Source organism: Candidatus Dedyshia acidiphila (assembly GCF_051025295.1).
GTDB lineage: Bacteria > Acidobacteriota > Terriglobia > Terriglobales > Acidobacteriaceae > KBS-83.
Window position 1 is genome coordinate 43,310 of sequence record NZ_JBMGJV010000008.1, and the last position, 22,049, is coordinate 65,358.

General features: G+C 65.7%; 22 protein-coding genes and 1 pseudogene. 15 read left to right on the forward strand and 8 right to left on the reverse strand.

Features of this window, described 5'->3' with window-relative positions; genetic code table 11:
* Positions 1–32: 32 nt before the first annotated feature.
* The 9 genes and pseudogenes from murC (at position 33) to AC5IJH_RS05280 (ending at position 9,725) form a co-directional block, all read left to right on the forward strand.
* Positions 33–1,442 (forward strand): UDP-N-acetylmuramate--L-alanine ligase, encoded by a 1,410-nt coding sequence (gene murC / locus AC5IJH_RS05240; protein WP_491901752.1) that lies wholly within the window; start codon positions 33–35, stop codon positions 1,440–1,442.
* A gap of 90 nt (positions 1,443–1,532) precedes the next feature.
* A complete protein-coding gene (locus AC5IJH_RS05245) occupies positions 1,533–2,768 on the forward strand; it encodes a cell division protein FtsQ/DivIB (RefSeq protein ID WP_491901753.1) in 1,236 nt (411 codons plus the stop codon).
* Complete coding sequence (gene ftsA / locus AC5IJH_RS05250; RefSeq protein WP_491901754.1) at positions 2,765–3,988, forward strand: cell division protein FtsA; 1,224 nt, start codon at positions 2,765–2,767, stop codon at positions 3,986–3,988. The genes AC5IJH_RS05245 and ftsA overlap by 4 nt, the downstream gene beginning before the upstream one ends.
* 236 nt (positions 3,989–4,224) lie before the next feature.
* The gene (gene ftsZ, locus AC5IJH_RS05255) at positions 4,225–5,586 is read left to right on the forward strand and encodes a cell division protein FtsZ (protein WP_491901755.1); all 1,362 of its coding nucleotides are present in this window, start codon (positions 4,225–4,227) and stop codon (positions 5,584–5,586) included.
* 291 nt (positions 5,587–5,877) lie between these two features.
* Positions 5,878–7,089 (forward strand): penicillin-binding transpeptidase domain-containing protein, encoded by a 1,212-nt coding sequence (locus AC5IJH_RS05260; RefSeq protein ID WP_491901756.1) that lies wholly within the window; start codon positions 5,878–5,880, stop codon positions 7,087–7,089.
* Positions 7,090–7,266: 177 nt separating this feature from the next.
* Positions 7,267–7,824: pseudogene (locus tag AC5IJH_RS05265) on the forward strand (NAD(P)H-hydrate epimerase); the annotation flags it as partial.
* Positions 7,825–8,041: 217 nt separating this feature from the next.
* The gene (locus AC5IJH_RS05270) at positions 8,042–8,887 is read left to right on the forward strand and encodes an NAD(P)H-hydrate dehydratase (protein ID WP_491901757.1); all 846 of its coding nucleotides are present in this window, start codon (positions 8,042–8,044) and stop codon (positions 8,885–8,887) included.
* A 12-nt stretch (positions 8,888–8,899) separates the two neighbouring features.
* The gene (tsaE, locus tag AC5IJH_RS05275) at positions 8,900–9,361 is read left to right on the forward strand and encodes a tRNA (adenosine(37)-N6)-threonylcarbamoyltransferase complex ATPase subunit type 1 TsaE (protein WP_491901758.1); all 462 of its coding nucleotides are present in this window, start codon (positions 8,900–8,902) and stop codon (positions 9,359–9,361) included.
* Between the two features lie 7 nt (positions 9,362–9,368).
* Positions 9,369–9,725: a VOC family protein gene (locus AC5IJH_RS05280; protein WP_491901759.1), complete on the forward strand. Its 357-nt coding sequence runs from the start codon at positions 9,369–9,371 to the stop codon at positions 9,723–9,725.
* Positions 9,726–9,746: 21 nt separating this feature from the next.
* Here the strand turns inward: AC5IJH_RS05280 and AC5IJH_RS05285 are convergent, their stop codons facing one another.
* Positions 9,747–10,514 carry an enoyl-ACP reductase FabI gene (locus AC5IJH_RS05285; protein WP_491901760.1) on the reverse strand — a complete coding sequence of 256 codons (768 nt, stop codon included), beginning with the start codon at positions 10,512–10,514 and terminating at the stop codon, positions 9,747–9,749.
* 94 nt (positions 10,515–10,608) lie between these two features.
* Between AC5IJH_RS05285 and AC5IJH_RS05290 the strand changes: the two genes are divergently transcribed.
* Positions 10,609–10,836, forward strand: a complete 228-nt coding sequence (locus AC5IJH_RS05290; RefSeq protein ID WP_491901761.1) for an AbrB/MazE/SpoVT family DNA-binding domain-containing protein — start codon at positions 10,609–10,611, stop codon at positions 10,834–10,836.
* Between the two features lie 30 nt (positions 10,837–10,866).
* Positions 10,867–11,244: a type II toxin-antitoxin system death-on-curing family toxin gene (locus tag AC5IJH_RS05295; RefSeq protein WP_491901762.1), complete on the forward strand. Its 378-nt coding sequence runs from the start codon at positions 10,867–10,869 to the stop codon at positions 11,242–11,244.
* Here AC5IJH_RS05295 and murI read toward each other — a convergent pair.
* Genes murI through AC5IJH_RS05315 form a run of 4 tightly spaced genes read right to left on the reverse strand, consistent with a single transcriptional unit; the run spans position 11,233 to position 14,805 of the window.
* Entirely contained in the window at positions 11,233–12,075 is an 843-nt protein-coding gene (gene murI, locus AC5IJH_RS05300; protein ID WP_491901763.1) for a glutamate racemase, read from the reverse strand. The two genes, AC5IJH_RS05295 and murI, sit on opposite strands and share 12 nt — an antisense overlap.
* 11 nt (positions 12,076–12,086) lie before the next feature.
* Positions 12,087–12,707: a GerMN domain-containing protein gene (locus tag AC5IJH_RS05305; RefSeq protein ID WP_491901764.1), complete on the reverse strand. Its 621-nt coding sequence runs from the start codon at positions 12,705–12,707 to the stop codon at positions 12,087–12,089.
* Positions 12,708–12,744: 37 nt separating this feature from the next.
* Complete coding sequence (locus AC5IJH_RS05310; RefSeq protein ID WP_491901765.1) at positions 12,745–13,455, reverse strand: N-acetylmuramoyl-L-alanine amidase family protein; 711 nt, start codon at positions 13,453–13,455, stop codon at positions 12,745–12,747.
* 12 nt (positions 13,456–13,467) lie between these two features.
* Entirely contained in the window at positions 13,468–14,805 is a 1,338-nt protein-coding gene (locus AC5IJH_RS05315) for a DUF1015 domain-containing protein (protein ID WP_491901766.1), read from the reverse strand.
* 178 nt (positions 14,806–14,983) lie between these two features.
* Between AC5IJH_RS05315 and AC5IJH_RS05320 the strand changes: the two genes are divergently transcribed.
* On the forward strand, positions 14,984–16,093 hold the full coding sequence (locus AC5IJH_RS05320) for a VWA domain-containing protein (protein ID WP_491901767.1): 1,110 nt from the start codon (positions 14,984–14,986) through the stop codon (positions 16,091–16,093).
* Positions 16,077–17,192: a VWA domain-containing protein gene (locus tag AC5IJH_RS05325; protein ID WP_491901768.1), complete on the forward strand. Its 1,116-nt coding sequence runs from the start codon at positions 16,077–16,079 to the stop codon at positions 17,190–17,192. Before AC5IJH_RS05320 ends, AC5IJH_RS05325 begins: the two co-directional genes overlap by 17 nt.
* 5 nt (positions 17,193–17,197) lie before the next feature.
* Here AC5IJH_RS05325 and AC5IJH_RS05330 read toward each other — a convergent pair whose 3' ends face one another.
* Positions 17,198–18,391 (reverse strand): PDZ domain-containing protein, encoded by a 1,194-nt coding sequence (locus AC5IJH_RS05330; RefSeq protein ID WP_491901769.1) that lies wholly within the window; start codon positions 18,389–18,391, stop codon positions 17,198–17,200.
* A gap of 71 nt (positions 18,392–18,462) precedes the next feature.
* Between AC5IJH_RS05330 and AC5IJH_RS05335 the strand changes: the two genes are divergently transcribed.
* Together AC5IJH_RS05335 and AC5IJH_RS05340 are read left to right on the forward strand one after the other, a co-directional pair.
* Positions 18,463–19,443 carry a PLP-dependent cysteine synthase family protein gene (locus AC5IJH_RS05335; RefSeq protein WP_491901770.1) on the forward strand — a complete coding sequence of 327 codons (981 nt, stop codon included), beginning with the start codon at positions 18,463–18,465 and terminating at the stop codon, positions 19,441–19,443.
* A gap of 54 nt (positions 19,444–19,497) precedes the next feature.
* The gene (locus AC5IJH_RS05340; protein WP_491901771.1) at positions 19,498–20,664 is read left to right on the forward strand and encodes a trans-sulfuration enzyme family protein; all 1,167 of its coding nucleotides are present in this window, start codon (positions 19,498–19,500) and stop codon (positions 20,662–20,664) included.
* A 66-nt stretch (positions 20,665–20,730) separates the two neighbouring features.
* Here AC5IJH_RS05340 and AC5IJH_RS05345 read toward each other — a convergent pair whose 3' ends face one another.
* Both AC5IJH_RS05345 and AC5IJH_RS05350 read right to left on the reverse strand, forming a co-directional pair.
* Positions 20,731–21,297: a GNAT family N-acetyltransferase gene (locus AC5IJH_RS05345; protein WP_491901772.1), complete on the reverse strand. Its 567-nt coding sequence runs from the start codon at positions 21,295–21,297 to the stop codon at positions 20,731–20,733.
* 145 nt (positions 21,298–21,442) lie between these two features.
* On the reverse strand, positions 21,443–21,994 hold the full coding sequence (locus AC5IJH_RS05350; protein WP_491901773.1) for a GNAT family N-acetyltransferase: 552 nt from the start codon (positions 21,992–21,994) through the stop codon (positions 21,443–21,445).
* Between the last annotated feature and the right edge of the window lie 55 nt (positions 21,995–22,049).

Here is a 22,049-nt window from a genome sequence, read left to right on the forward strand (position 1 = left end):
AACTCGATTAGAGTAGCTGGGACCACACCCTCATGTTTGCTAAAGCGCAGCGTATTCATTTCATTGGGATTGGCGGGATCGGGATGAGCGGCATTGCCGAGATCCTGCTGAACCTGGGCTATCCCGTTTCGGGCTCCGACCTGCGGCATTCAGCGGTTACCGACCGGCTGGCCCTGCTTGGCGCGACCGTCTTTGAGGGCCACGCCGCCGCCAATGTGGTCGGTGCCGCCGTCGTCGTGGTCAGCTCGGCGGTCAGCGAGAGCAATCCCGAGGTCGTCGAGGCGCGGTCGAGCAAGGTGCCGGTGATCCAGCGCGCCGAGATGCTGGCCGAATTGATGCGGCTGAAGTACGGGATCGCTGTCGCGGGCATGCACGGCAAGACGACGACCACGTCTATGATTGCCGCGGTTCTGGCCGGCGGCGGCCTGGACCCGACGATCGTGGTCGGCGGCCGCATCGATGCGATGGGGTCGAACGCGCGGCTGGGCAAATCGCAGTACCTGGTCGCCGAGGCGGACGAGAGCGACCGCTCGTTCCTGAAGCTTTCGCCGATTCTTGCCGTCGTCACCAACCTCGATCGCGAGCACATGGACTGCTATCGCGACATGTCCGATGTGGAAGAGGCCTTCGTCACCTTTATGGACCGGGTGCCGTTCTACGGAGCGATCACCGCGTGTGCCGACGATCCACTGCTCGGGCAGGTGCTGCCCCGCGTGCGCCGGCGCGTCTATACGTACGGCTTCCATGCGGGCGCGGACTTCGTCTGCCGCATGCTGCCCGCCGTCGATGGCGTGCGGTCACGGTTCGAGGTGGTGGCTGCCGGGCAGGTGCTGGGCGCCTTCGACCTGCATGTGCCCGGACGGCACAACGTGCTCAACGCGACCGCCGCGGTGGCCATCGGCACGCAGCTCGAGCTCGCGCCGGCAGTAATCGCCGCAGCGCTCGCCGAGTTTCGCGGCGTCGACCGCCGCTTCCAGGTGAAGGGATCGGTGCGCGGCATCACGGTGGTCGATGACTACGGCCACCATCCGACCGAGATCCGCGCCACGCTGGCCGCCGCGCGCGAGTGCGGCTACCGTCAGGTGCACGTCATATTCCAGCCGCATCGCTACACCCGCACCCGCGACCTGATGGATGAGTTCGCCACAGCCTTCGACCAGGCGGACTCGGTCGAGCTGCTGGACATCTATGCCGCAAGCGAGGCGCCGATCGCCGGCATCGATGCGCAGGCGCTCGCGGCTCGCATCGGGAAGGATGGATCCGGGGCAGCGGCGGTGCACTACGCCGGCGCGCCGGCTGCGGCCATTGCCGCGGTGAACGCGCGCGCTGAGTCCGGCGACCTGATCCTCACGCTCGGGGCCGGCAGCGTTTCGCAGATCGGCCCGCAGGTGCTCGAAGCGCTGGAGGCAGCCTCGGTTGCCAGCTTACGCGCACCCCTGTAGCTCGCCGGATACTGGGTTGCACAATCCGCGTGGCAGGCGCACTCCCTCGGGTATAGTGACGCAAGGCGATTCTCACGACCTGGCTCGGGCGTGGCGAAACTAGAACGACAATTCAGCCGCGCCGGTGCTGCGCTGGCCGACGACGAGACCTCCGATGAGGTCTTTCGTCCGCACGCTGTCACCCGTCCGCGCTCCCTCTCCTCTTATCCTGAGGCGGCGGTCGTTGGTCCGGAGCAGGACTCCGACGACGACCTCCCCGCCCTGCGCACGCGACGCCGTGTCGCGGCCAAACGCAGCCTGCTGCCGGCCGGCCGACTGGGCCGTGTGCTGGTCATCGGCGGCGTGGTGCTCACCCTCGCGTTGCTGGTCGTCGCATCCCTGGCCGTGCACTCCTTCTTCATGACCGACGCGCGCTTCCGCATCGACAGCGCGTCCTCCATCCAGGTGGTGGGCAACAGCCAGGTCACGCGGCCCGAGCTGCTCTCCGTCTTCGGTGGAGACATCGGCCGCAACCTCTTTCATGTCCCGTTGGCCGCCCGCCGGGTGGAGCTCGAAGAGCTGCCCTGGGTCGAACACGCGACCGTCATGCGCCTGCTGCCGAACCAGCTTCGGGTCGCGGTGGTCGAGCGCGTGCCCGTGGCCTTCGTCCGAGCAAGCAATCACATTGGATTAGTCGATCGGCGCGGTGTGCTGCTCGATATGCCGCCGGCGATGATGGCGGCCAAGCACTACTCGTTCCCGGTGGTCACCGGCGTGAGCGCAGCGGTGAATGCGGAGGATCGAGTCAGCCGCATGCAACTGTATAGCGACTTCATGGGCGCGCTCGCCTCGACGGCGGATCCGGTCGTGGGGCAGATCAGCGAAGTCGACATCTCCGATCCCGAAGATGTGCGCGTCCTGCTGCCCTCGGCCGGCTCGGATTTATTAGTGCACTTCGGCAGTGACGATTTCGTCCGGAGGTGGCAGACGCTCGAGCACAAGCTGCCGGGCTGGCGTCAGCAGTATCCGCGGCTCGCCGGGGTGGACCTGCGCTACCAGCGGCAGACCGTGCTTGAAATGGCGAAGGAGCCGGTAGAAGCGCCCGCGCCGATGGCAGAACATGCCGAAACAGCACATGCCACACCGCCGGTAACTAAAAAAGCAGGTGCGCGGCCAGCCGCTCTGCATCACGCCGCCATCGTAGCGAAGCACAAGCCGCAGCCGGCCAGTGGGCATGAGCCGACGCAGCACGTCGCCAAGGGATCGGTGAAGGCACAGGCAAGCAAGGCACAGTTGACCAGAGCACCATTCAGCAAAGTACAGGGAAATAAAGGGCCCGGCCGATGAACGCACCCGAACGCAACGATGGTCTGATCACGGTGCTGGACGTCGGCAGCTCGCGGGTGCGCGTGGTGGTCGCTGAGGTCGTGGATGGCGCGTTGCGCTACCGCGGTCATGGCTCTGCGCCGGCGCGCGGCGTGCGCAAAGGGCTGGTGGCCGAGCTGACACCTGCGGCGCGCTCGATCATCCAGGCGGCGGATATGGCGGAGCAGAACGCGAACGCGATCCTCGCGCATTGCGTGCTCGGCATCGGCGGTCCACACGTCCGCGGGGTGAACAGCCGCGGTGGCATCAGCCTGGGCACGCGCATGCGGGAGATCACCCGCGAGGATGTGCGCTCTGCCGTCGACCGTGCGCGCGCTGTGTCGCTGCCGGCAGAGCGTGAGGTCGTACACCTGCTGCCGCAGCAGTTCATCCTCGATGAGCAGCCCGGCATTCACGACCCGGTGGGCATGATCGGCAACAGGCTCGAGGTGAACCTGCACCTGGCAACCTGCTCCGCGAGCGCCGCGCAGAGCCTGGTGACCTGCGCGAACAAAGCAGGCCTCGAAGTCACCGACACGATCTTTGAAGGTGTGGCGGCGGCGGAGGCGACAGTCTCCGCGGATGAGCGCGAGCTCGGCGTCTGCCTGATCGACATCGGCGCCGGCTCCACCGAACTGGTTGTGTTCTTCGAGGGCGCCGTCGCGCACACAGCAGTGATCCCGATCGGTGGCGACCACTTCACCAACGACATCGCGGTCGGCCTGCATGTGTGTGTCGAAGAAGCGGACTTCCTGAAGCAGCACTATGGCAACTGCGTCGTGACCGCGATCCCCTCTTCGGCAGAGGTCGAGATCAGCGGGACCCCCGGCCACGGGCCGCGCAGTGTGCCGCAACGGCAGATCGCCGAAATTCTGGAGCCGCGCGGACGCGAGCTCTTCCGCTTGTTGCGGGAAAACCTGCGCAGCGGTGGTGTGCTCGAAGCGCTGGGCGCTGGCTGCATCCTGACCGGCGGCGGCGCGCGGCTGACCGGGCTGATGGATTGTGCGGAGAGCCTGCTACGTGTGCCTGCCCGCATTGGCTATCCGGCGGCGCTGTCGCGCATGCCCGAGGAACTGGTGCAGCCGGAGTACGCCGCAGCCACTGGCATGCTGCTCTATACGCACCGCACGCGCGTCCTCAAGGCCGCGGAGGATCACAGCCTGCGCTCGAAGCTGCGCGCCATCTTTGCAGGAAGCTTGTAGGAGTAGGGATCAGGGATCAGGGATCAACGATGGGAAAACAGCGGGACGTGGCTGCTCTGTGCTGCGAGAGCTAACCCGGCGTCATGGATCGACTGAGGTGGCACGCTGACAGCGTGTGCTGAACCCTGATCCCTCGCTTCACTCGCCCTGTGGAGAAAAAGGGGTGGAAAACCCTATGGAATCGGAATAAACCAGTAGTAGGACCAAAAGAGCGCCGAGATGGGAGTATCCAGCTGATGAACAATCCAGACGAGATCCGCATTCACTACAACGACGAAGTGCCGCGGGGCGCGAAGATCAAGGTCATCGGCGTGGGCGGGGGCGGCGGCAACGCCGTGAACCGCATGATCGCGGCCCGGCTGGAGGGCGTTGAGTTCATTGCGGCCAACACCGATGTGCAGGCGCTGCAACTGTCGCAGGCGCCGGTCAAGCTGCAGCTCGGCGTCAAGCTGACCAGCGGCCTGGGCGCGGGCGCGAATCCGGACGTGGGCCGGCGCGCGGCGCTTGAAGACTCCGAAAAGATCATCGAGGCGCTCGAAGGCGCGGACATGGTGTTCGTTACTACCGGCCTTGGCGGCGGCACTGGCACCGGCGCAGCGCCGGTGATCGCCTCGCTTGCAAGCGAGATGGGCGCACTCACGGTCGCGGTCGTCACACGGCCCTTCGGCTTTGAAGGCAAGCGCCGCATGCAGCAGGCGGAGCGCGGCATGCAGGAGCTGCTGGACGCGGTCGACACCATGATCGTGATCCCCAACGAGAAGCTGCTGGTCGTCGCGAAGGACGCCGGCTTCTTCGAGAGTTTCCGCGTGGCGGACGATGTACTTCGCCAGGGCGTGCAGGGCATCTCGGACATCATCACCATCCCGGGCATCATCAACCGCGACTTTGCCGACGTGAAGACCACCATGTCCGGCATGGGTTATGCGGTGATGGGCACGGCCATGCGCTCGGGCGCGAACCGCGCGATCGAGGCGGCGCAGGCGGCGATGGCCTCTCCGCTGCTCGAAGCCGGCGCGATCGACGGCGCGAAGGGCATCCTGATCAACATCTCGGGCTCGAGCAATCTGAAGCTGAGCGAGGTCAATGAGGCCTCCACCCTGATCCAGAACGCAGCGCACGAAGAGGCGAACATCATCTTCGGCGCGGTGCTCGACGAGACCATGGGCGATGAGGTGAAGATCACTGTGATCGCAACCGGCTTCCGCAAGGACGACATGGTGCAGAAGGCTGGGCAGCAGACGCGCACAGCCAAGCCGGAGCAGCCTGCCTTTCTGAACCTGGACACACGGCCGGCAGTGCCGCGGTTTGCCAGCGAAGTCGCCGGCGAGCCGACGCGCACCACCGTGCACATCCCCGAACGCACGATGGAAACGGCAGCCCCGGCCTACACCCCAGGCTTCGGCAGCCAGTCGCTGACGAGCTTCGAGCCGGCACCCGCCCCCGCACCCCAGCCGGCCATTGCCGAGGATTCGGCCATCGGCGGGTTCCTGGACACGCTGGCGGCGGAAGAGAACCGGGCGCGGGAGCAGCGGCGCGCCGAAGACGCGGAGCTGGACGCTCTGGATGTCCCTGCCTTCCTGCGCCAGGGCGGCCGGTAGCCTGCGGGTCTTCTCCGGACCGGAATCAAAACGGGAAGAGGTCGGTCGAAAGGCGGTGGCGGAAAGCCATCGCCTTGTGAGACTTGCCGCATCCCACCAAAGCCTCAGGTGTCTTCCTCCTTTCGGTACTAGTACCATGGTAAGTACCTGAGTTGTAATCCGGAGAACGCTCAACCGGCGGGACGGGTAAGCTAGACCAGTCGAGGGGTGCACGCGGGGCGAAACTGCTTCGTGTTGCACTCCAGCAACACTGACAGCGTTCCCGGGTCACTTCAGCAGGGGCTACCACGCATGGGTCGGATCTCTTCTTGTTTCCTAAGTCTTGGGTTGGCAGCCGGACTGGCCGCCTCCATCCTCCCGGCGCAGGCCGCGAGCAGGCACGTCCACCATCACAAGGCCGCCAGCCACCATGCCGCTGCGGCAGCCACGCACAGCCGCCTGGTGCGCGGACGCGACGGCAAGCTGCACCGCGTGGGCGGACGCCATCGCTACTATGAGCACTTCACCGGCGACTCCTTCGCCGAGACCGATCTGACCGCTGGCGACGTGACCGCGGGCGAAGATCCCGTCGTTCGCGCAGCCGCGATCGCCGCGCTGGGCAACATGAATGGGACCGCCGTCGCGATCGACCCGACCACTGGCCGCATCCTGGCCATGGTGAATCAGAAGCTCGCGCTTTCGAGCGGCGCCGAGCCCTGCTCGACCATCAAGATCTCAGTCGCATTGGCTGCTCTTCAGGAAGGCATCGTTACCAAGGACACGCCCGTGAATCTGGGCGGCTGGTCGATGACTCTGACCGATGCGCTGGCGCACTCGAACAATCTGTACTTCGAGACCATGGGCCGCCGCCTCGGCTTCGAGCGCGTGCGGCACTACGCGAACGAGTTTGGCCTGGGAGAAATGGCGGGCTGGAACATCCCGGGTGAGCAGCTCGGTGTGTATCCCAACCAGGTGCTGCCGGAGAGGCTGGGCGGCGTAGGCCGCATGTGCTCCTTTGGGCAGAGCATCTCGATGACCCCGCTGCAACTGGGCGCACTGACCGCGGCAATCGCGAATGGCGGCACCCTCTACTATCTGCAGCATCCGACCACGGCTGCAGAGGCGGTCAACTTCACGCCTCGGGTCAAGCGCGAGCTGAACATCAAGCCCTTCATCCCTGAAGTCGCCACCGGCATGGGTGGCGCGGTCTCCTACGGCACGGCGCGCTCGCTGCGAGCCAGCTTCAGCGAACTGCCGGTACTGGGCAAGACTGGCACCTGCTCTGAGAATGGCACCCGATTCGGCTGGTTTACCTCGTTTGCGGATACGAACTACGGCCGCATCGTGACCGTGTTCTTCCTCGAGGGCGGTCGGCCCACCTTCGGACCGAAGGCGGCCGAACTCACCGGGGTCTTCTACCGCAATCTGTGGGACCACAGCTACTTCGCTGCGAAGAACCCGAACGAGGCGCCGGCGGCAGGCGCGCTCGGACAGTCAGCACCGGTCAGCGGCATCAGCCAGTAGTCTCCTCAACTCTCGACCTACCAACAGCCGCTCCGGGTGAGCTTTCCCGGAGCGGCTGTTCTGTTTGCCGCGGCCATGTAACTCTGTGCGGTATGGTGTGCCAAGGGTCTCGCTCGCTGCGCCCGCTGGCAGCGCCGCATCCCACAGAACGATATGGACATCCTGACCGCCGCAGACATGCGCGCCGCCGACGAGGCCACAGCCACCCAGCACGGGGTACCGCTGTCCGCCCTGATGGAGAACGCCGGGACCAGCGTGGCGCGGTTCGTGCTCGATGAACTGCCGCATGCCGAGCGTGTCGTGGTGCTGGCGGGCAAAGGCAACAATGGCGGCGACGGTATGGTTGCCGCGCGCGTTCTGGCTGAGGCGGGCTGCCATGTCGAAGTGCTGCTGCTGGGCCGGCGCGACGAACAGAAGGGCGAGGCCCGCGCGGCGACGGAGCGGCTCGCCCAGGCCGGTCCTGCGATTCGCGAAGTGATGGAACCAGATGCTCTGAACTCGCCGGAGATCGAGCGCGTGCTCCGCAATACGGATTGCATCCTCGATGCGGTCGTCGGCACCGGGTTCAAGCCACCGGTGCGTGGCGTTGCACAAGCTCTCGGGGAATGGCTGGCCGTCCGTCGTGAGGTGCCGGTAGTGAGCCTGGACCTGCCCTCGGGTTGGGACGCGGACAGCCGCGACGAGCAGCAACCGGGCGCGTACCGCTCGAACGTGGTCGTGACGTTCACCGCGCCGAAGCTGGCGCACATCTTCGGCCAGCTCACGCACGGTCCGATCGTCGTTGCTGCGATTGGCTCGCCTGCGGAAGCAGTGCGTTCGAGCACCGGGCTGCGCTGGGCCGGAACCGCGAAGCAGATCACCGAGGTGCCCCGCGACCTGAACAGCAACAAGGGCATGTACGGCCATGTCGCGGTGATCACCGGGGCGCGCGGCCGTGGGGGGGGCAGCCGCGATGGCCAGCTACGCGGCGCTGCGTGCCGGCGCCGGCCTGGTCACGGCGGCTGTGCCGGAGTCGATCCTGAATACGGTCGCAGCGATTGCGCCGGAGCTGATGACCGACCCGCTCCAGGAGACGCCGCGCGGGGCAATCGCAGTTTGTAACCTCGACGGTGACAACGCCAAGACTCTTCTCGAGAAGAAGACTGTCGTCGCCATCGGGCCGGGGCTGGGGCAGGAGGATGAGGCGCAGCGCTTCGCTCTCCGGCTGATCGAGCTCTGCGGCGAGCAGAGGTCGCCGATCGCTATGGTGCTGGACGCGGACTGCCTGAATGCGATCGCGCAGCGGAAGTTCAACCTGGATGGCCGTGGACGCATGCTGGTGCTGACGCCGCATCCGGGCGAGATGGCGCGGCTGGTGGGCCGCACGATTCCGCAGGTGCAGGCGGACCGCGAAGCCATTGCGCGCGACTACGCCACCACGCACCAGGTCACGCTGGTCCTGAAGGGCTGGCGTACGCTGATCGCGCATCCGGACGGGCGGCTCTCGGTGAACACGACCGGCAACCCCGGCCTCGCGAAGGGCGGCAGCGGCGACATCCTGACCGGGATTGTCGCGGCGATGCTTGCGCAGTTTCGGGGTCGAGTGGCGGACGCGGTAGAGGCTGCGGTGTATCTGCACGGGCTGGCGGCGGACTTCGCCGTGGCAGGGCGGGATGAGCACACGCTGCTGGCGACCGAGGTTTGTGAGCACCTCGACGAGGCATTTCGCTTCCGTTCGACAGGGCCAAACGGGCTCACATGGATGCAAGGACTCCCCGGTATGCTGGAGCAGCAGGTGCGGCACCACTCTGGCTGGTGAAAAGAGGACCGAATGAGGGCGACGCTCACCGAATTCGACACGCACAGCAGCGAGGAGACCATCGCGGTTGGCCGCAAGCTGGCTGAGATGCTCGCACCGCCGCAGTTCCTCATCCTGCGCGGCGATCTCGGCGCCGGCAAAACGACACTTGTGAAGGGAATCGCGGAAGCGCTCAACGCAGCAGACGCGGACGAGGTGAATAGTCCTACGTTCACGCTGATCCACGAGTACGAGGGCAAGCGCCGGCAGAACGGAACGGAGCGCCCGGTGCGCCTCTATCACCTTGATCTGTATCGCATCGACAGCGAGCGTCAGCTGCAGTCGCTTGGCCTCGATGAGCTGCAGGGCGATGACAGCATCGTGCTGGTGGAGTGGGGCGAGAAGTTCCCAAGCATCGTGAAGCGCAGCCAGGGCGAGATCGTAATGAAGGCGCTTGATGGCAATGCGCGTCACATCACGCTCAACCTGAAATGAGCCCAGCTTGCTGCAGCGGCTGATTCCGAAAGTCTTCTATGACACGCTCGAGGAGGGCTTGGCGCTCTTCGTCGATTGTCTTGGATTTCAGGTCAAGTATCGCGACGCCGATCTCGCCGTAGTCGAAAGAGATGGCGCCAAGGCGTACATCGTCGCGAGCCCGGAGTACGCTGCCAAGGATCGCCCCGAGATCGGGATCGACACCGACGATATCGAGAGTATCTACGCCGAAATCAAGGCTCGCTGCCCACAGATGCTGCACCCAAACCTGCGCGTGATTCAGCTTCGCCCGTGGGGTGCACGGGAGTTCGCGGTGCTCGATGCGACGACTGTATGCGTTGTCTTCCGGCAGTGGTCGGCTTGAGGCTGCCGCGCCAGCCGAGGCTCAGAACCCCATGATGTTGTAACCGCAGTCGACGTAGGTGACCTCGCCGGTAATGCCGCTGGCGAGATCAGACGCGAGGAAGAGTGCGGCCGAGCCGACCTCCGCCTGCTTGATGTTGCGGCCGAGCGGGGCGCGCTCTTCGTGGGACTTCAGCATCTCGCCGAGCCCGCCGATACCGCGAGCCGCGAGGGTCTTGATCGGCCCGGCAGAGATCGCATTCACCCGGATGTTGCGCGGCCCGAGGCTCGCTGCCAGGTAGCGTACGGTCGCTTCCAGTGCGGCCTTGGCGACGCCCATTACGTTGTAGCGCGGCACGACCTTGGTGGAGCCGTAGTAGGTGAGGGTGATGATCGAGCCGCCCTCCGTCATCAGGGGAGCCGCGCCGCGCGCGACCGCGATGAGCGAGTAGGCGCTGATGTCGTGCGCAATCCGGAAGCCCTCGCGCGAGGTCTCGAGGAAGTCGTTTTCGAGCTCCGCGGCGGGTGCAAAGGCCACCGAATGGACCAGAATGTCGAGCTTGGGATGCTTCTCCTTCAGCGTGGCGAACAGGCTGTCGATCTCTTCATCCCTGGACACATCGCACTGGTACGCCTCGGCGCCGGGCAAGTCGGCGATCAGGCCCTCGGCCTCCTGGCGCAGCCGCTCGTTCTGGTAGGTAACGAGCAGTTGTGCGCCGGCTTCGCTCAGCTTCTGCGCGATACCCCAGGCGATGCTGCGCTTGTTAGCGAGCCCGAAGACGATGGCCTTCCGGCCCTTGAGATCGATCATGCGGCGGTACCTTTCTTTCGTCGCGAGCGGTCTTGCTCGAAAGGCAAGATTAGCAGCGAGAGCTATATAATGATCGTAATACGGAGGTGCAGCGATGGTGGCTTTGAAGATCACAACAGTGGGTTCCTCGGCCGGAGTGATTTTGAACCGCGAAGTGATGGCGCGGCTTGGGGTAAAGAAAGGCGACACGCTCTTCCTGACCGAAGCGCCGGACGGCAGCTACCGCATCACCCCATACGACCCGGAGTTCGAGCGGCAGATGAAGATCGCGGAAGAGATCATGCACGATCGCCGCGAAGTGTTCCGTGCCTTGGCGAAATAGATGACGGAAAGTGACTGGAAATGGGTTTCGATGGCCACGCTGCTGGCTGGGCATGAGCGCTTGCTCGCTGTGCATGGCGGGTTGCCGGGAGTCCGGGACGCGAACATGCTCGAATCGGCGATGGCACGCCCGCAAAATCTCGCAGCCTACGGCGAACCCGATGCGGCAGAGCTTGCGGCTGCCTACGCTTACGGGCTAGTACGCAATCACGGCTTCGCGGACGGGAACAAGCGTTCCGGGTGGCTGGTGGCCGAGGTCTTCCTGGTAAGGAATGGCTTCCGCTTCATCTGCGACGACGCGACGTTAATCATGCAGGTGGAACGAGTGGCTGCCGGCGCTGTCGATCAAACAAGCCTCGCGCATTGGATTCGCGATCGCTTGCAGCCCGTCTCGGAGTCAGGTCTCTAGATCCACAAGCGTGACATTCTCCATCTCGCGGCCGAGAAAGCGCGAGCCCAGGTGTTTGAATTTCGCAACTGAGTCGGTTGCGAAAAACCTCACCTTGGGCAGGCGCGTGGACGGGGTCTCACTCCTGCCGATCGCAAGCCGCAGCCCGACCTGCTCGGCAGTGACCTGCGCTGAGTCGATGACGCGCACTGGTGATTGGCTGCGCTCGCTCAATGCGGCCTCGATGCCGGCACGCAGCAGCGGATAGTGCGTGCAGCCGAGCACGAGCGTGTCCGCATCGAATCCGGCGGCCTGACTCTGCGCAAGCAGATCGTCGAGGTAGATGCCGGTCACCTCGCGCGTGACCGGATGATCGATCCAGCCCTCTTCGACCAGCGGCACGAGCAATGGGCAGGCCTTCTCAATGGCGCGCAGGCCGCGTTCGTGACAAGCCGCCGCATAGGCGTGGCTCTCGACGGTGGCGGCAGTGGCGATCACCAATACATCGCCGGATTCCGAGCTTTGCAGTGCGGCCGTCGCACCGGTTTCAATGACGCCGATCACCGGCACGTCCACCGATGCGCGCAGGGCGTCTAGGGCCAAAGCGCTGGCCGTGTTGCAGGCGATCACGAGCGCCTCTGCCCCATGCGCGACCAGGAACCGCGCGCTCGAGACGGCGTAGCGAGCCACAGTGGCTTGCGACTTGGACCCGTAGGGCAGCCGCGCGGTGTCGCCGAGGTAGAGGTAGTCGGCGGCGGGATCGTGGTCGAGCAAGGCGCGCAGCACGGTCAATCCGCCAACGCCCGAGTCGAAGACGCCGATGGTCGGTGTGTGTGCAGGGGACGGGCTCACGGGGCTCTCCTTCACTTCGCCAGCACAGCCGTCGGCGGTGGCGCGGCGCTCGATGCGAGGTAGGTGCGGTTCAGGTCGGCGTGGCCGGCCAGCGTGTCGCGCGGGCTGCCGTCGACGAGGAACCGGACCTGCGCAATCTCTGGCATGTTCGCATGGAGGGTGCCGATCAGCGAGAGCAGCGTCATCGTCTCCGTCTCAATGCCCGAGGGATGCTGTTCGAGCAGGCTGCCGCTCAGGTTGACGACGGCGAGCAGACCAGCGGGCACGGAGCCCTCTGGCAGCGGCATGAGAAAGACATCGTCGACGCCGGCGTTCGCTGCGATGGGATGCGGCGAGCCGGGCTTTGCGTATTCGGCGAGCGCCTGGTTGAGCAGATAGCGGGCACGGCCATGCGGCTCTGTCGGCAGGGCGAGACTGCGGGGTGTGTTCACCAGCGACCCGTCGCTGTCGTTCGCCAGCATCAGCGTAACCTCGGTCGTGGCGGTGACGCTGGGCGGCGCGAGTGGCGTGTTGACGGCCGCAGCCTGCAGCTTGTCCGCGGCGCGCTCACGCATGCGGATGAGCGTGACGGCCATGGCGGCGCTCGCGACCAGGAGCAGCCACAACAGGATGCGTTGCGAGCGGGGAATCATTGCGCGGCACTCCGCGTCATCGAACTGACGCTTGTCATTACTCAAGACTCCATGTTCGACGCCAGCTTTCGACCGCCGCAGCGAGGCCGGCCAGGATGCGGTCCTGGTATGCAGCATCGCTGAGCTGCGTCGTTACCGCGCCATTGCGGGTCAGTGGCGCGATCTCGACCGCGGCGGCCGGGCAGGTCATGTTGTCGAGCGGCTGCATCGCCGTGCGACCGAGCGTGACCGGCACGCCGGCCCTGGTCATCGCGGAATCGATCTCTGCCGACCAGCGCAGCGAACGCTCGAGGTAGGCGGCCTGCGCCTGGTCCCACTGCAGGAATGCAGTCGGTGTCGCCGGTGCGAGCGATGAGGTGAAGAGGTGAATGCCGCTGCCGCTGTCCGATGCGTGCAGGATCAGGCAGGCAGATGGCTTCTGCGCATTGGCAATCGCGGCGCGTTCGGCCGGACGCAGCGTCGCGTCTGTCTCGCGCGTGGTGATGATCGCAATGCCGCGCGCTGCCAGCATGGAGCGCAGCCGGATGGACATCGCCAGCGTGAGATCCTTCTCCTGCGCGCCGCCGCCCAGGTGCGCGCCGGTATCGGTGCCCCCGTGCGCCGCGTCAATGACAACGACGAACTGCGGCGTCACCCGGGCCGGAGCGTGAGCCGGCAGATTCGGCGTCTGCGCGGACAACGATGTTGCGCCAAGACCGGAGATCGCGAGGAGAAAAAGGGCCGCTGGTCCGCGGACATTCAGGATCAAGCGCGAGCCTTCTCAGTCGAGCGCATAGATGGCGAGGCCGCTCAGCAGCTTGGGATAGAAGTCGGTGGACTTCTGCGGCATCACCTCGCCGTTGAAGGCGATCTCACGCAGCTCCTCGAGCGTGACCGGGTTGGTGAGGAAGGCGATCTGTGCGCTGCGGCTGGTGACCATCTGGATCGCTTCGGCGGCCTCGCGCACATACTGCACGTTCTGCTGCTCGCGAACCGACTCCTCAGAGAGCCCGAGTAACTGGCCCAGCACGAGCGTATGCAACTGGACGATTTCGAGCCGGCGCTGGCGCTCGGAGACAGCGCCCAGTGCGCTCTCGACCGCATCAGCGTTGGCGACCAGCAGGTGCGCGCCGCCCCCATGCACCGCGACGAACGCAGTTCTCTCCGCGCCGGCCTCAGCGAGCTTTGCCATCAGGACGACGGCATCGCTGCTCGGGAGTTCGGTGATGGTGAAGAACGGGGCCGCCTTCTCTAAGAATGCGGTCGCCGAGAACTGTGGCAGGTTCGTCACCACGCGATGCGTGGGCAGGATCACCACGCCCTCGCTCTCCATGTTCACGAAGGTCATCATCGCCGTGGCTTCGGGGAAGGACGGATGCGGCAGAGTCGTGGCCAGGTCCCGTTCGCGGGTGTGGTGGACATGCGCCGGTGCGTGCTCGCGGCTGTAGGCCAGCGCCGTCTCGTAGCGGTGATGGCCGTCCGCGATGATCAGTTTGCTGTCCTGCATGGACCCGATGACCAGGCGCAGCATGTGTGGATCGGTGATGCGCGCCAACCGGTGCAGCACGCCGAAGTCGTCGGTGAGCTCGACCTCGGGCTGAAACTTTGCGAACAACATCTTCTCGATGCTGAACGCCGGGTCGGAGTAGAGCATGAAGATCTGGCCAAAGTGGGCGCGCGTGGCACGGAGCAGGTTCAGGCGATCGCTCTTTGGCCTCGAGAGCGTCTGCTCGTGGCGGAAGACGATGCGGGCGGCGTACTCCTCCAACTGGCCCAGGGCGATGAACCCACGGCGCTCGTGCACCTTGTCCGGGCGTCCCGGCACGCTGAAACGCTGGCAATAGGCGAAGATCGACGGGTCGTTGTCCGTCTGCAGAATGCCGTTGGCCCGCCATTCGGCGAAGTCGCGGGCGGCCCGGGTATAGACGTCGTCGACACCGGGCTCATCAAACAGCTCAGGCAGACCGAGGATCAGGCGGACGAGGTTGTGCGGGCTCCGCGCGTAGTAGACCTGCTGCATCGCGGGGCTGATCTTGTCGTAGGGCTGCGTGACCACGTCTTCCACGCGCACGGCAGTTGGGTTGTAGCGCGTGGCGCGGAAGGGAAAGATGCGTGCCATTCGTTTTGGCGATTGTACTAAAGGGCTTACGCGTCGCAGACTGCGCGCTGTGTGCCTTCGTGGGTGCGACGCCGTCCAATCCGGTGACATGGTCCTGAGCGGATCAACACGCATCGCGCCGCGGTGCACCGACCGCGTGACAGCGCGTGCTAGCATGTCGCTCACGAAGGATAGCCCCATGGTTCCCGACTCGATACGCCGGTCCTCCCTACGCCGGTTCTCGATCGGCCGGTCGCTCACCTGCTGGTTGCTCTCCCGGCTCGTGTCTCCGAGCCGAACACGGACCGCAGCGCCGCTGTTCATGGCGCTTTGCCTGGTCCTGGCAGCAGCCCCGCTGTACGCGCAGGTAGATCCGCTCAACCAGATTCATGTAACGCCCCCGCCAGCTGAGCCGCCCAAGCCCACGGGGCCGCCGCCAGCCGAAGGCAAGGCCGCGCTGAAGGCCCGGCCCGGCGAGCACATCCGCGTCGACGTAAACCTGGTGCTGATCCCGATGACCGTGACCGATCCGCTCAACCGGCTCGTGACCGGGCTCGAGCGCAACGAGTTCTTCCTCTATGAGAACAATCAGCTCCAGCAGCTCAAGAGCTTCTCTGCTGAGGATGCGCCGGTGTCGATCGGCATCATCATGGACCTGAGCGGCAGCATGACCAACAAGGTGGTGCGCGCCCGCGAGTCTGTCATCGAATTCCTGCGCACGTCCAATCCGCAGGATGAATTCTTCATCATCGGCTTTAACGATCGGCCGGAACTGATTGAGGACTTCACCTCCTCCGTAGACGACGTGGAGGCGCGCCTGCAGACGGTGCGGGCTGGCAAGCGCACAGCGCTGCTCGATGCCATCTACTACGGCGTGAACAAGATGAAGCAGGCCAAGTACGACCGGAAGGCGATTCTGATCGTCTCGGACGGTGGCGACAACCGCAGCCGTTACACCGAGGGTGAGCTGCGCAACCTGGTGCGCGAATCCGATACAGAACTGTTTGCGATCGGCATCTTTGACGCCTATGCGGCGACCGCCGAGGAGCGCAACGGACCGCTGCTGCTGCATGACCTGAGCGAGGAGACCGGCGGCCAGCTCTTCCGGGTGGACGACATTTCGGACATGACCGATATCGCGACCAAGATCAGCGCGGAGCTGCGCAACCAGTACGTGCTCGGCTACAAACCGTCGGATACGAAGCGCGACGGTAAATGGCGTAAAGTAAAGGTCAAGCTGGTGCCGCCCCCGGGGTTGCCGCCGCTCACAGTCCATGCCCGAACCGGATACTATGCCCCATCGCAATAGCCACTGGTTCCGCGCGGCGCTCCTCCTGATCCTCCTGCCCGCATCCGCGGGTGTTCTGCGTGCACAGGCTCCCGCGCCTGCGCAGCCCGCAGAACAGCAGCCGCCGCTCAACGTGGACCGCGATCCTGTGCCGTCTCCCGATCCGGTCGGTGCGCCAGCCCCTGCCGGGCAAGCGCCGGCCAAGAACGACCAGTTGACGCGCGGCAAGGGTGGCTACACGCTGACCCGGAATGTCGACGAGGTGGTGCTGAACGCCACCGTAATCGACGAGCACCAGCGTCTGGTGAACGGGCTGACCCGGGACGACTTCCACGTGACCGAGGACGGCGCGCCGCAGGCCATCACCTCGCTGCAGGAGCAGGATGTGCCGGTATCGATCGGCCTGCTGGTCGATAACTCGGGCTCCATGCGGGTAAAGCGTCAGGCGGTGAACCAGGCCGCGCTGGACATGGTGCGGGCGTCGAATCCGCAGGATGAGACCTTTGTCGTGAACTTCGCGGATGAGGCGTACATCGACCAGGACTTCACCGCGGACCTCAACCGCCTGCGGGATGGCCTCTCGCACATCGATTCGAAGGGCGGAACGGCGCTCTACGACGCCGTCATCGCGTCAGCCGATTACATGGCGAAGAGTGCGAAGAAGGCGAAGGAAGTGTTGCTGATCATCACAGATGGCGAGGACAACGCCTCCGGCACCAACCTCGAAGAGACAGTGCGCCGCATCCAGGACCTGCAGGGTCCGGTGGTGTATTCGATCGGGCTGCTGTTCGACGAGGGTGGCGGGCGTGAATCGCGCCGGGCGCGGCGCGCGCTGCAACTGCTCTCGGACGAGACGGGCGGTCTCGCGTTCTTCCCCAAGAACATCGGCCAGGTGGACGAGATCGCGGCTGAGGTCGCGCGTGATATCCGCAACCAGTACACCATCGGCTACCACTCGACTAAGCCGGCGAGCCAGGGCGGCTACCGCGTGGTCCACGTGGATGCACATGCGCGCGGCTATGGCCGTCTGACGGTGCGTACACGTGCCGGTTATTTCCCGCACACGGCGACGAGCGCGGGCGCCAAGGCCGGGCCCGCTCCGGCGACGCCCGCCCACTAAACCCGCTAAAGCATACGACGCAAGCGAAGCTGCACGGTACGCGGGCTTCCTTCGTGCGCTACTTCAAGGTGCACAGCCGCGCCCGGCGTGCTGCGTAGTGCGCGCGTGACGCTGCCCAGCTCCGCCCCGGTGAGCGACTTGCCCTCCATGCGGAGGAGCAGGTCGCCCGGCGCAAGGTGCGCCTCGGCTGCGGGCGAACCCGGAATCACGGCGGCAATCGCGAGTTTGCCGTCGTCCCCCGCGCGCAGCACCAGCCCGCTCATGTCTGCCTCGAACGGCTGCTGCATGCGGCGCCCCGGCTCCAGGTAGAGGGTCGCGTACTGCTGATTCAGGACAAAGTTGAAGCGGCGGATCGCTTCAAGGCCGAGCACCCCGGCCAGCCGAGGGTCGCCACCGGCTGCCTGCTCATGCCCGATCTCAGCGATCGGCTGCTCGAGCGTCAGCGGGCCGAGCTTCAACCCCTTCAGGCGAACGAGCGTCGCGGCTGGCGTCTTACCGGAGGCGGGCTCTTCCACCTTCGGTCCCGCCGCGAGCCCCGGGTGCGCGGCAACAAAGGACGGCGCAAGCACAATGCCGGGACCGGTCTGTGCCGTGTCGAAGAGAAAGAGGCCGCTGGCCGTCTCGCCGCCCGGCAGCACCAGTGTGCCTTCGACGAAGGGCAGTCCACCGGCAAACTTCAGCGGCAGCTTCGCGGCGGACGAGGGGCAGATGTCCGGACTGAGCAGCGCGCCAACATGGCGGTCAAAGTCGACCGAGAGCGAGTAGCGGTGCATCTCCGGCTCGCCGAGCACGCCTGCGGTGGGCCGGCCGCTGAGCGCGCGAATGTAGCTGGTCGACGCGGACTTCAGATTCGATGGCGGCAGCGTACGGCGTGCGATCTCGAGCTTCGCCTTGGCGGAGGGCGCGAGTCCTGCGGCGTGTGCCACCTCCGGATCGACGCTGCTGGCGGTCGCGCTCGTATCCACCACGAAGGCGAGCTCTGGTGAGTTGCCGATGCGCCCGGGCAGGTAGAGCAGCTCACCCTCCACGGCTACCGGAACGGCGACCAGGCTGTTCACGATGGCGAGCGAGGTCGGCGGCAGCGTCGGCGTGTTCGACCCGGCGTGCGGCACCCGCTGCGCGATGGCAGGGAAGAGCGTGATAAGGACGAGCGCCGGTCCTGACCAGGGCAGTCGGCGGGTCTTCGGGCGGAGAGCCATGGACAGCAGTATGCGCGAGCCTTGGGTGTCCCGGACAGGGCAGCGGCGCTGCTACACTGTCCGGTTGCTCTATGCGGACTGACAGCCCCACCCTGACCACCCACGGCGCTCTGCGCGTCGCCGACGACATCACAGACCTTGTGGGCCGGACCCCCATGCTGCGGCTGCACCGCCTCGGCGGCCCCGCGCTGGGCGATGTGTACGCGAAGCTCGAGTTTCTGAACCCGGGCGGCAGCATCAAGGACCGCGCAGCACTGGGCATGATCCTGCGCGCGGAAGAGCAAGGCCTGCTCGCGCCGGGCGCGCACATCTTCGAGGCAACCGCGGGCAATACGGGTGTCGGGTTGGCGCTGATCGGCGTGAACCGCGGGTATCACGTCACCCTGTTTGTGCCGGAAGGCTATGCGGAAGAGAAATGCATCCTGATGCGCGGCTTCGGCGCGACCGTAATCCGCACGCCGGAGAAGGACGGGATGCTGGGCGCGATCGCACAAGCGCGTGCAGCGCTGGCGACTACGCCAGGTTCGTGGGGCGCCTTCCAGTTCGAGAACGAGGCGAACCCCGATTTCCACGAGGAGACGACGGCAGAGGAGATCTGGGAGCAGATGGAAGGCCGCGTGGACGCAGTGGTGGTGGGCGTCGGCTCGGGCGGCACCTTCTCCGGACTGGCGCGCGGACTAAAGAAGCGTAACCCGCGGCTGGTCGCGATCGCGGTCGAGACGCAGGGCTCGATCCTGCAGGGCGGCCCGCCGGGACCGCACCGGGTGGAGGGCATCGGGGTCAGCTTCATCCCGAAGACATTTCATCCGGAGGCCGCCGACGACATCATCATGGTGCCGGATGACGAGGCGTTCACGATGGTGAAGCGGCTTGCCTCGGAAGAGGGTGTGCTGGCGGGCTCGAGCGCCGGTGCGAATGTGCATGCCGCGTTCATCGTGGCGCGCAAGCTTGGCCCCGGCAAGCGTGTGGCGACGATCATTGCGGACTCGGCCGAGCGCTACCTGTCGAAGAACATTTTCGACGGTGGCCTGATCGCCGGAAGAGATCGCTAGCGATCCCCTGGGCGCGGGTTGCTGCCATAGGCGTCTTTCACAGACACTGGCAGCATGACCGAGAATCAGCAGGGCTTCGCGACGCGCGCGATCCACGCCGGCCAGCAGCCCGATCCCACGACGGGCGCTGTGAATGTGCCGATCTACCTCACCTCCACCTATGCGCAGGAGGAGATTGGCAAGAACAAGGGTTACGAATACTCCCGCGTTTCGAACCCCACCCGCACCGCGCTCGAAGAGAACCTGGCCTCGCTTGAGAATGGCCGGTCCGCGCATGTGTTTGCCAGCGGGATGGCGGCCATCTCGGCGCTGGTCACGATGCTGAAGTCGGGCGATCACGTGATCTGCGGGTCGAATGTGTACGGCGGCACGCCGCGCCTGTTCAACCAGATCGTCGCGCACTACGGCATCGAGTTCACGTACGTGGACACGAGCGATCCGGAGAACGTGCGCCGCGCGCTGCAGCCGCGCACTCGACTGGTCCACATCGAGACGCCCACAAACCCGCTGATGCAGTTGACGGACATTCGCGCTGTGAGCCAGGTCTGCCGTGAGCACGCGCAGAAGGCAGGCGAGGCGGTCGATTTGTGTGTCGACAATACGTTCATGTCGCCGTACTTTCAACGGCCCATCGACCTGGGTGCCGACCTGGTGATGCACTCGACGACGAAGTTCCTCAACGGCCACTCCGACGGACTCGGTGGTGTGCTGGTGGCGACGCGGCCGGACCAGGCAGAGCGCTTCGCCTTTGTGCAGAAGTGCACCGGAGGCATCCTGTCGCCGTTCGAGTCGTACCTGATTCTGCGCGGCGTCAAGACGTTGGCCGTCCGCATGCGGCAGCACGATGCCAATGGCCGGGCGATCGCCGAGTGGCTGTCGCGGCATCCGCGCGTGGAGAAGGTGTTCTATCCGGGGCTCGCCTCGCATCCGCAGCACGAACTCGCGAAGCGGCAGATGTCCGGCTTCGGCGCGCTGATCACATTCGAGACCGGCTCACTGGCGCGTGCGAATGAAGTGTTGAAGCGCGTGCGCGTGTGCACGCTGGGCGAGAGCCTGGGCGGCGTCGAGACGCTGATCTCGCACCCGGCGTCGATGACGCATGCAGCGATCGGGGAAGAGGGCCGCCGCAAGATCGGGCTCACCGATGGCATGGTGCGCATCTCGGTTGGTATCGAGGATCTGGACGACCTGCTCTCCGACCTCGAACAGGCACTGGCATAAAGAACAGGCGAAGGCTCCGCACCGTCGCTCGGTTCGAGCGGTCGGCACGGAGCCAACGTCGATGACTCAGGCCCGCATGCGCCGGAAGCGTAATGCTCCGGGTTCTGCTCCGTCGCCGGCCGCTGTGAACCCGCAGCGGCGCAGAACGCCGAGCGAGCCAGCCAGATGCGGAAAGGTCTGTGCGTTGACCGACCGTACGTGCGCGAAGCGGAAGATCCATTCGATCAGCGCAGTGGTGGCCTCCGTCGCATAGCCCTGACGTTGGAACGGGGGCAGCACGGAGTAGCCGATCTCGACATCGTCTGTCGCCTCCGGTGGCCCGACACAGCCGCAGCTGCCGATCAGCATGGCTGTTCCTGCCGTTCGAAGCGCGATGTAGCGCGCCCACCCTGGAGCGTCCGGGTGTTCGGACATGGTGTTCAGCAGCCAGTCCAGAGCGCTCGCGTCCCAGTGCTCCGGGGGCCAGCACTCTGGAATGCTCAGACCAGTGGCCGCTGCGAAATCCTGGCGATTGGCGACGGATCCGTTTTTATCGGCGCGGATCATGGCCGGCGTGGCGTCGAGGAGCGTGAGGCGTGATGTGTGGATCGGGGACGCAGGCGAACCTGCGCCCCGCCATGTGGCTGCATGCATGGGAGCTCTCCAAGAAGGTGCAACGGGAGGAATCAGGCGCAGAGCGGCAAAAGCTCCGCGCAAACCGATCGAGCTCAACCCTAGGCAGTCATAGGCGCGACCGCAGCGTAGCAAGCTCGCGCTGCGGTCACAATCGGAATCGCTGCTAGGCGGGGCGTCTGAGGCGGAACATCACGGTGCCGGGGTCGCGGCCAGTGCCATCGAATACGAAGCCGCACCGGCGCAGCACGCTGATGGACGCGGCGAGCTGCGGGTAGCTCTGAGCGCAGATGGAGCGCACGTTGGGGCGGCTGAAGATCCAGGGCAGGAAAGCCTGCACCGCTTCCGTAGCCAGCCCGCGGCCCTGGTATTGCGGGAGCAGCGAGTAGCCGAGCTCCACATCAGTGCTCAGTTCGGGAGCATCGGTGCAGCCGCAACCACCGATCAGCACAGGGGGTTCACCGTTGGCCTTGCAGGCAACGTAGCGGCACCAGCCGGTGAACTGCGGTGCGCGGCGGAGCCGATCGAGCAGGTATGCGATGGCCTGCTGGTCCCAGAAGCGCGGCGGCCATTCGGGGGGAACGCGTCCACCGCAGAGCTCACCCAATCCGCTGCCCTGCTGGTCGGCTTCAAGCATCGCCTCGGTCACAGTGATGAGCAGGAGCCGCGGCGTTTCGATCGGTTCGTCGGAGCTCGGGAATGGGCGCTCAGTGGCCATCGAGCTCCTGCGGCGTCGCCCAATGTGGGGCGGGAAGTGGCCCAGCGCTGCTCAG

Excerpts from the sequence above, each read along its gene's own strand:
- murC (WP_491901752.1), top strand. The coding sequence starts at position 33 with ATGTTTGCTAAAGCGCAGCGTATTCATTTCATTGGGATTGGCGGGATC.
- ftsA (WP_491901754.1), top strand. The coding sequence starts at position 2,765 with ATGAACGCACCCGAACGCAACGATGGTCTGATCACGGTGCTGGACGTC.
- ftsZ (WP_491901755.1), top strand. The coding sequence starts at position 4,225 with ATGAACAATCCAGACGAGATCCGCATTCACTACAACGACGAAGTGCCG.
- AC5IJH_RS05260 (WP_491901756.1), top strand. The coding sequence starts at position 5,878 with ATGGGTCGGATCTCTTCTTGTTTCCTAAGTCTTGGGTTGGCAGCCGGA.
- AC5IJH_RS05270 (WP_491901757.1), top strand. The coding sequence starts at position 8,042 with ATGGCCAGCTACGCGGCGCTGCGTGCCGGCGCCGGCCTGGTCACGGCG.
- tsaE (WP_491901758.1), top strand. The coding sequence starts at position 8,900 with ATGAGGGCGACGCTCACCGAATTCGACACGCACAGCAGCGAGGAGACC.
- AC5IJH_RS05285 (WP_491901760.1), bottom strand. The coding sequence starts at position 10,514 with ATGATCGATCTCAAGGGCCGGAAGGCCATCGTCTTCGGGCTCGCTAAC.
- AC5IJH_RS05290 (WP_491901761.1), top strand. The coding sequence starts at position 10,609 with ATGGTGGCTTTGAAGATCACAACAGTGGGTTCCTCGGCCGGAGTGATT.
- AC5IJH_RS05295 (WP_491901762.1), top strand. The coding sequence starts at position 10,867 with ATGGCCACGCTGCTGGCTGGGCATGAGCGCTTGCTCGCTGTGCATGGC.
- AC5IJH_RS05305 (WP_491901764.1), bottom strand. The coding sequence starts at position 12,707 with ATGATTCCCCGCTCGCAACGCATCCTGTTGTGGCTGCTCCTGGTCGCG.
- AC5IJH_RS05315 (WP_491901766.1), bottom strand. The coding sequence starts at position 14,805 with ATGGCACGCATCTTTCCCTTCCGCGCCACGCGCTACAACCCAACTGCC.
- AC5IJH_RS05320 (WP_491901767.1), top strand. The coding sequence starts at position 14,984 with ATGGTTCCCGACTCGATACGCCGGTCCTCCCTACGCCGGTTCTCGATC.
- AC5IJH_RS05325 (WP_491901768.1), top strand. The coding sequence starts at position 16,077 with ATGCCCCATCGCAATAGCCACTGGTTCCGCGCGGCGCTCCTCCTGATC.
- AC5IJH_RS05330 (WP_491901769.1), bottom strand. The coding sequence starts at position 18,391 with ATGGCTCTCCGCCCGAAGACCCGCCGACTGCCCTGGTCAGGACCGGCG.
- AC5IJH_RS05335 (WP_491901770.1), top strand. The coding sequence starts at position 18,463 with ATGCGGACTGACAGCCCCACCCTGACCACCCACGGCGCTCTGCGCGTC.
- AC5IJH_RS05340 (WP_491901771.1), top strand. The coding sequence starts at position 19,498 with ATGACCGAGAATCAGCAGGGCTTCGCGACGCGCGCGATCCACGCCGGC.
- AC5IJH_RS05345 (WP_491901772.1), bottom strand. The coding sequence starts at position 21,297 with ATGCATGCAGCCACATGGCGGGGCGCAGGTTCGCCTGCGTCCCCGATC.
- AC5IJH_RS05350 (WP_491901773.1), bottom strand. The coding sequence starts at position 21,994 with ATGGCCACTGAGCGCCCATTCCCGAGCTCCGACGAACCGATCGAAACG.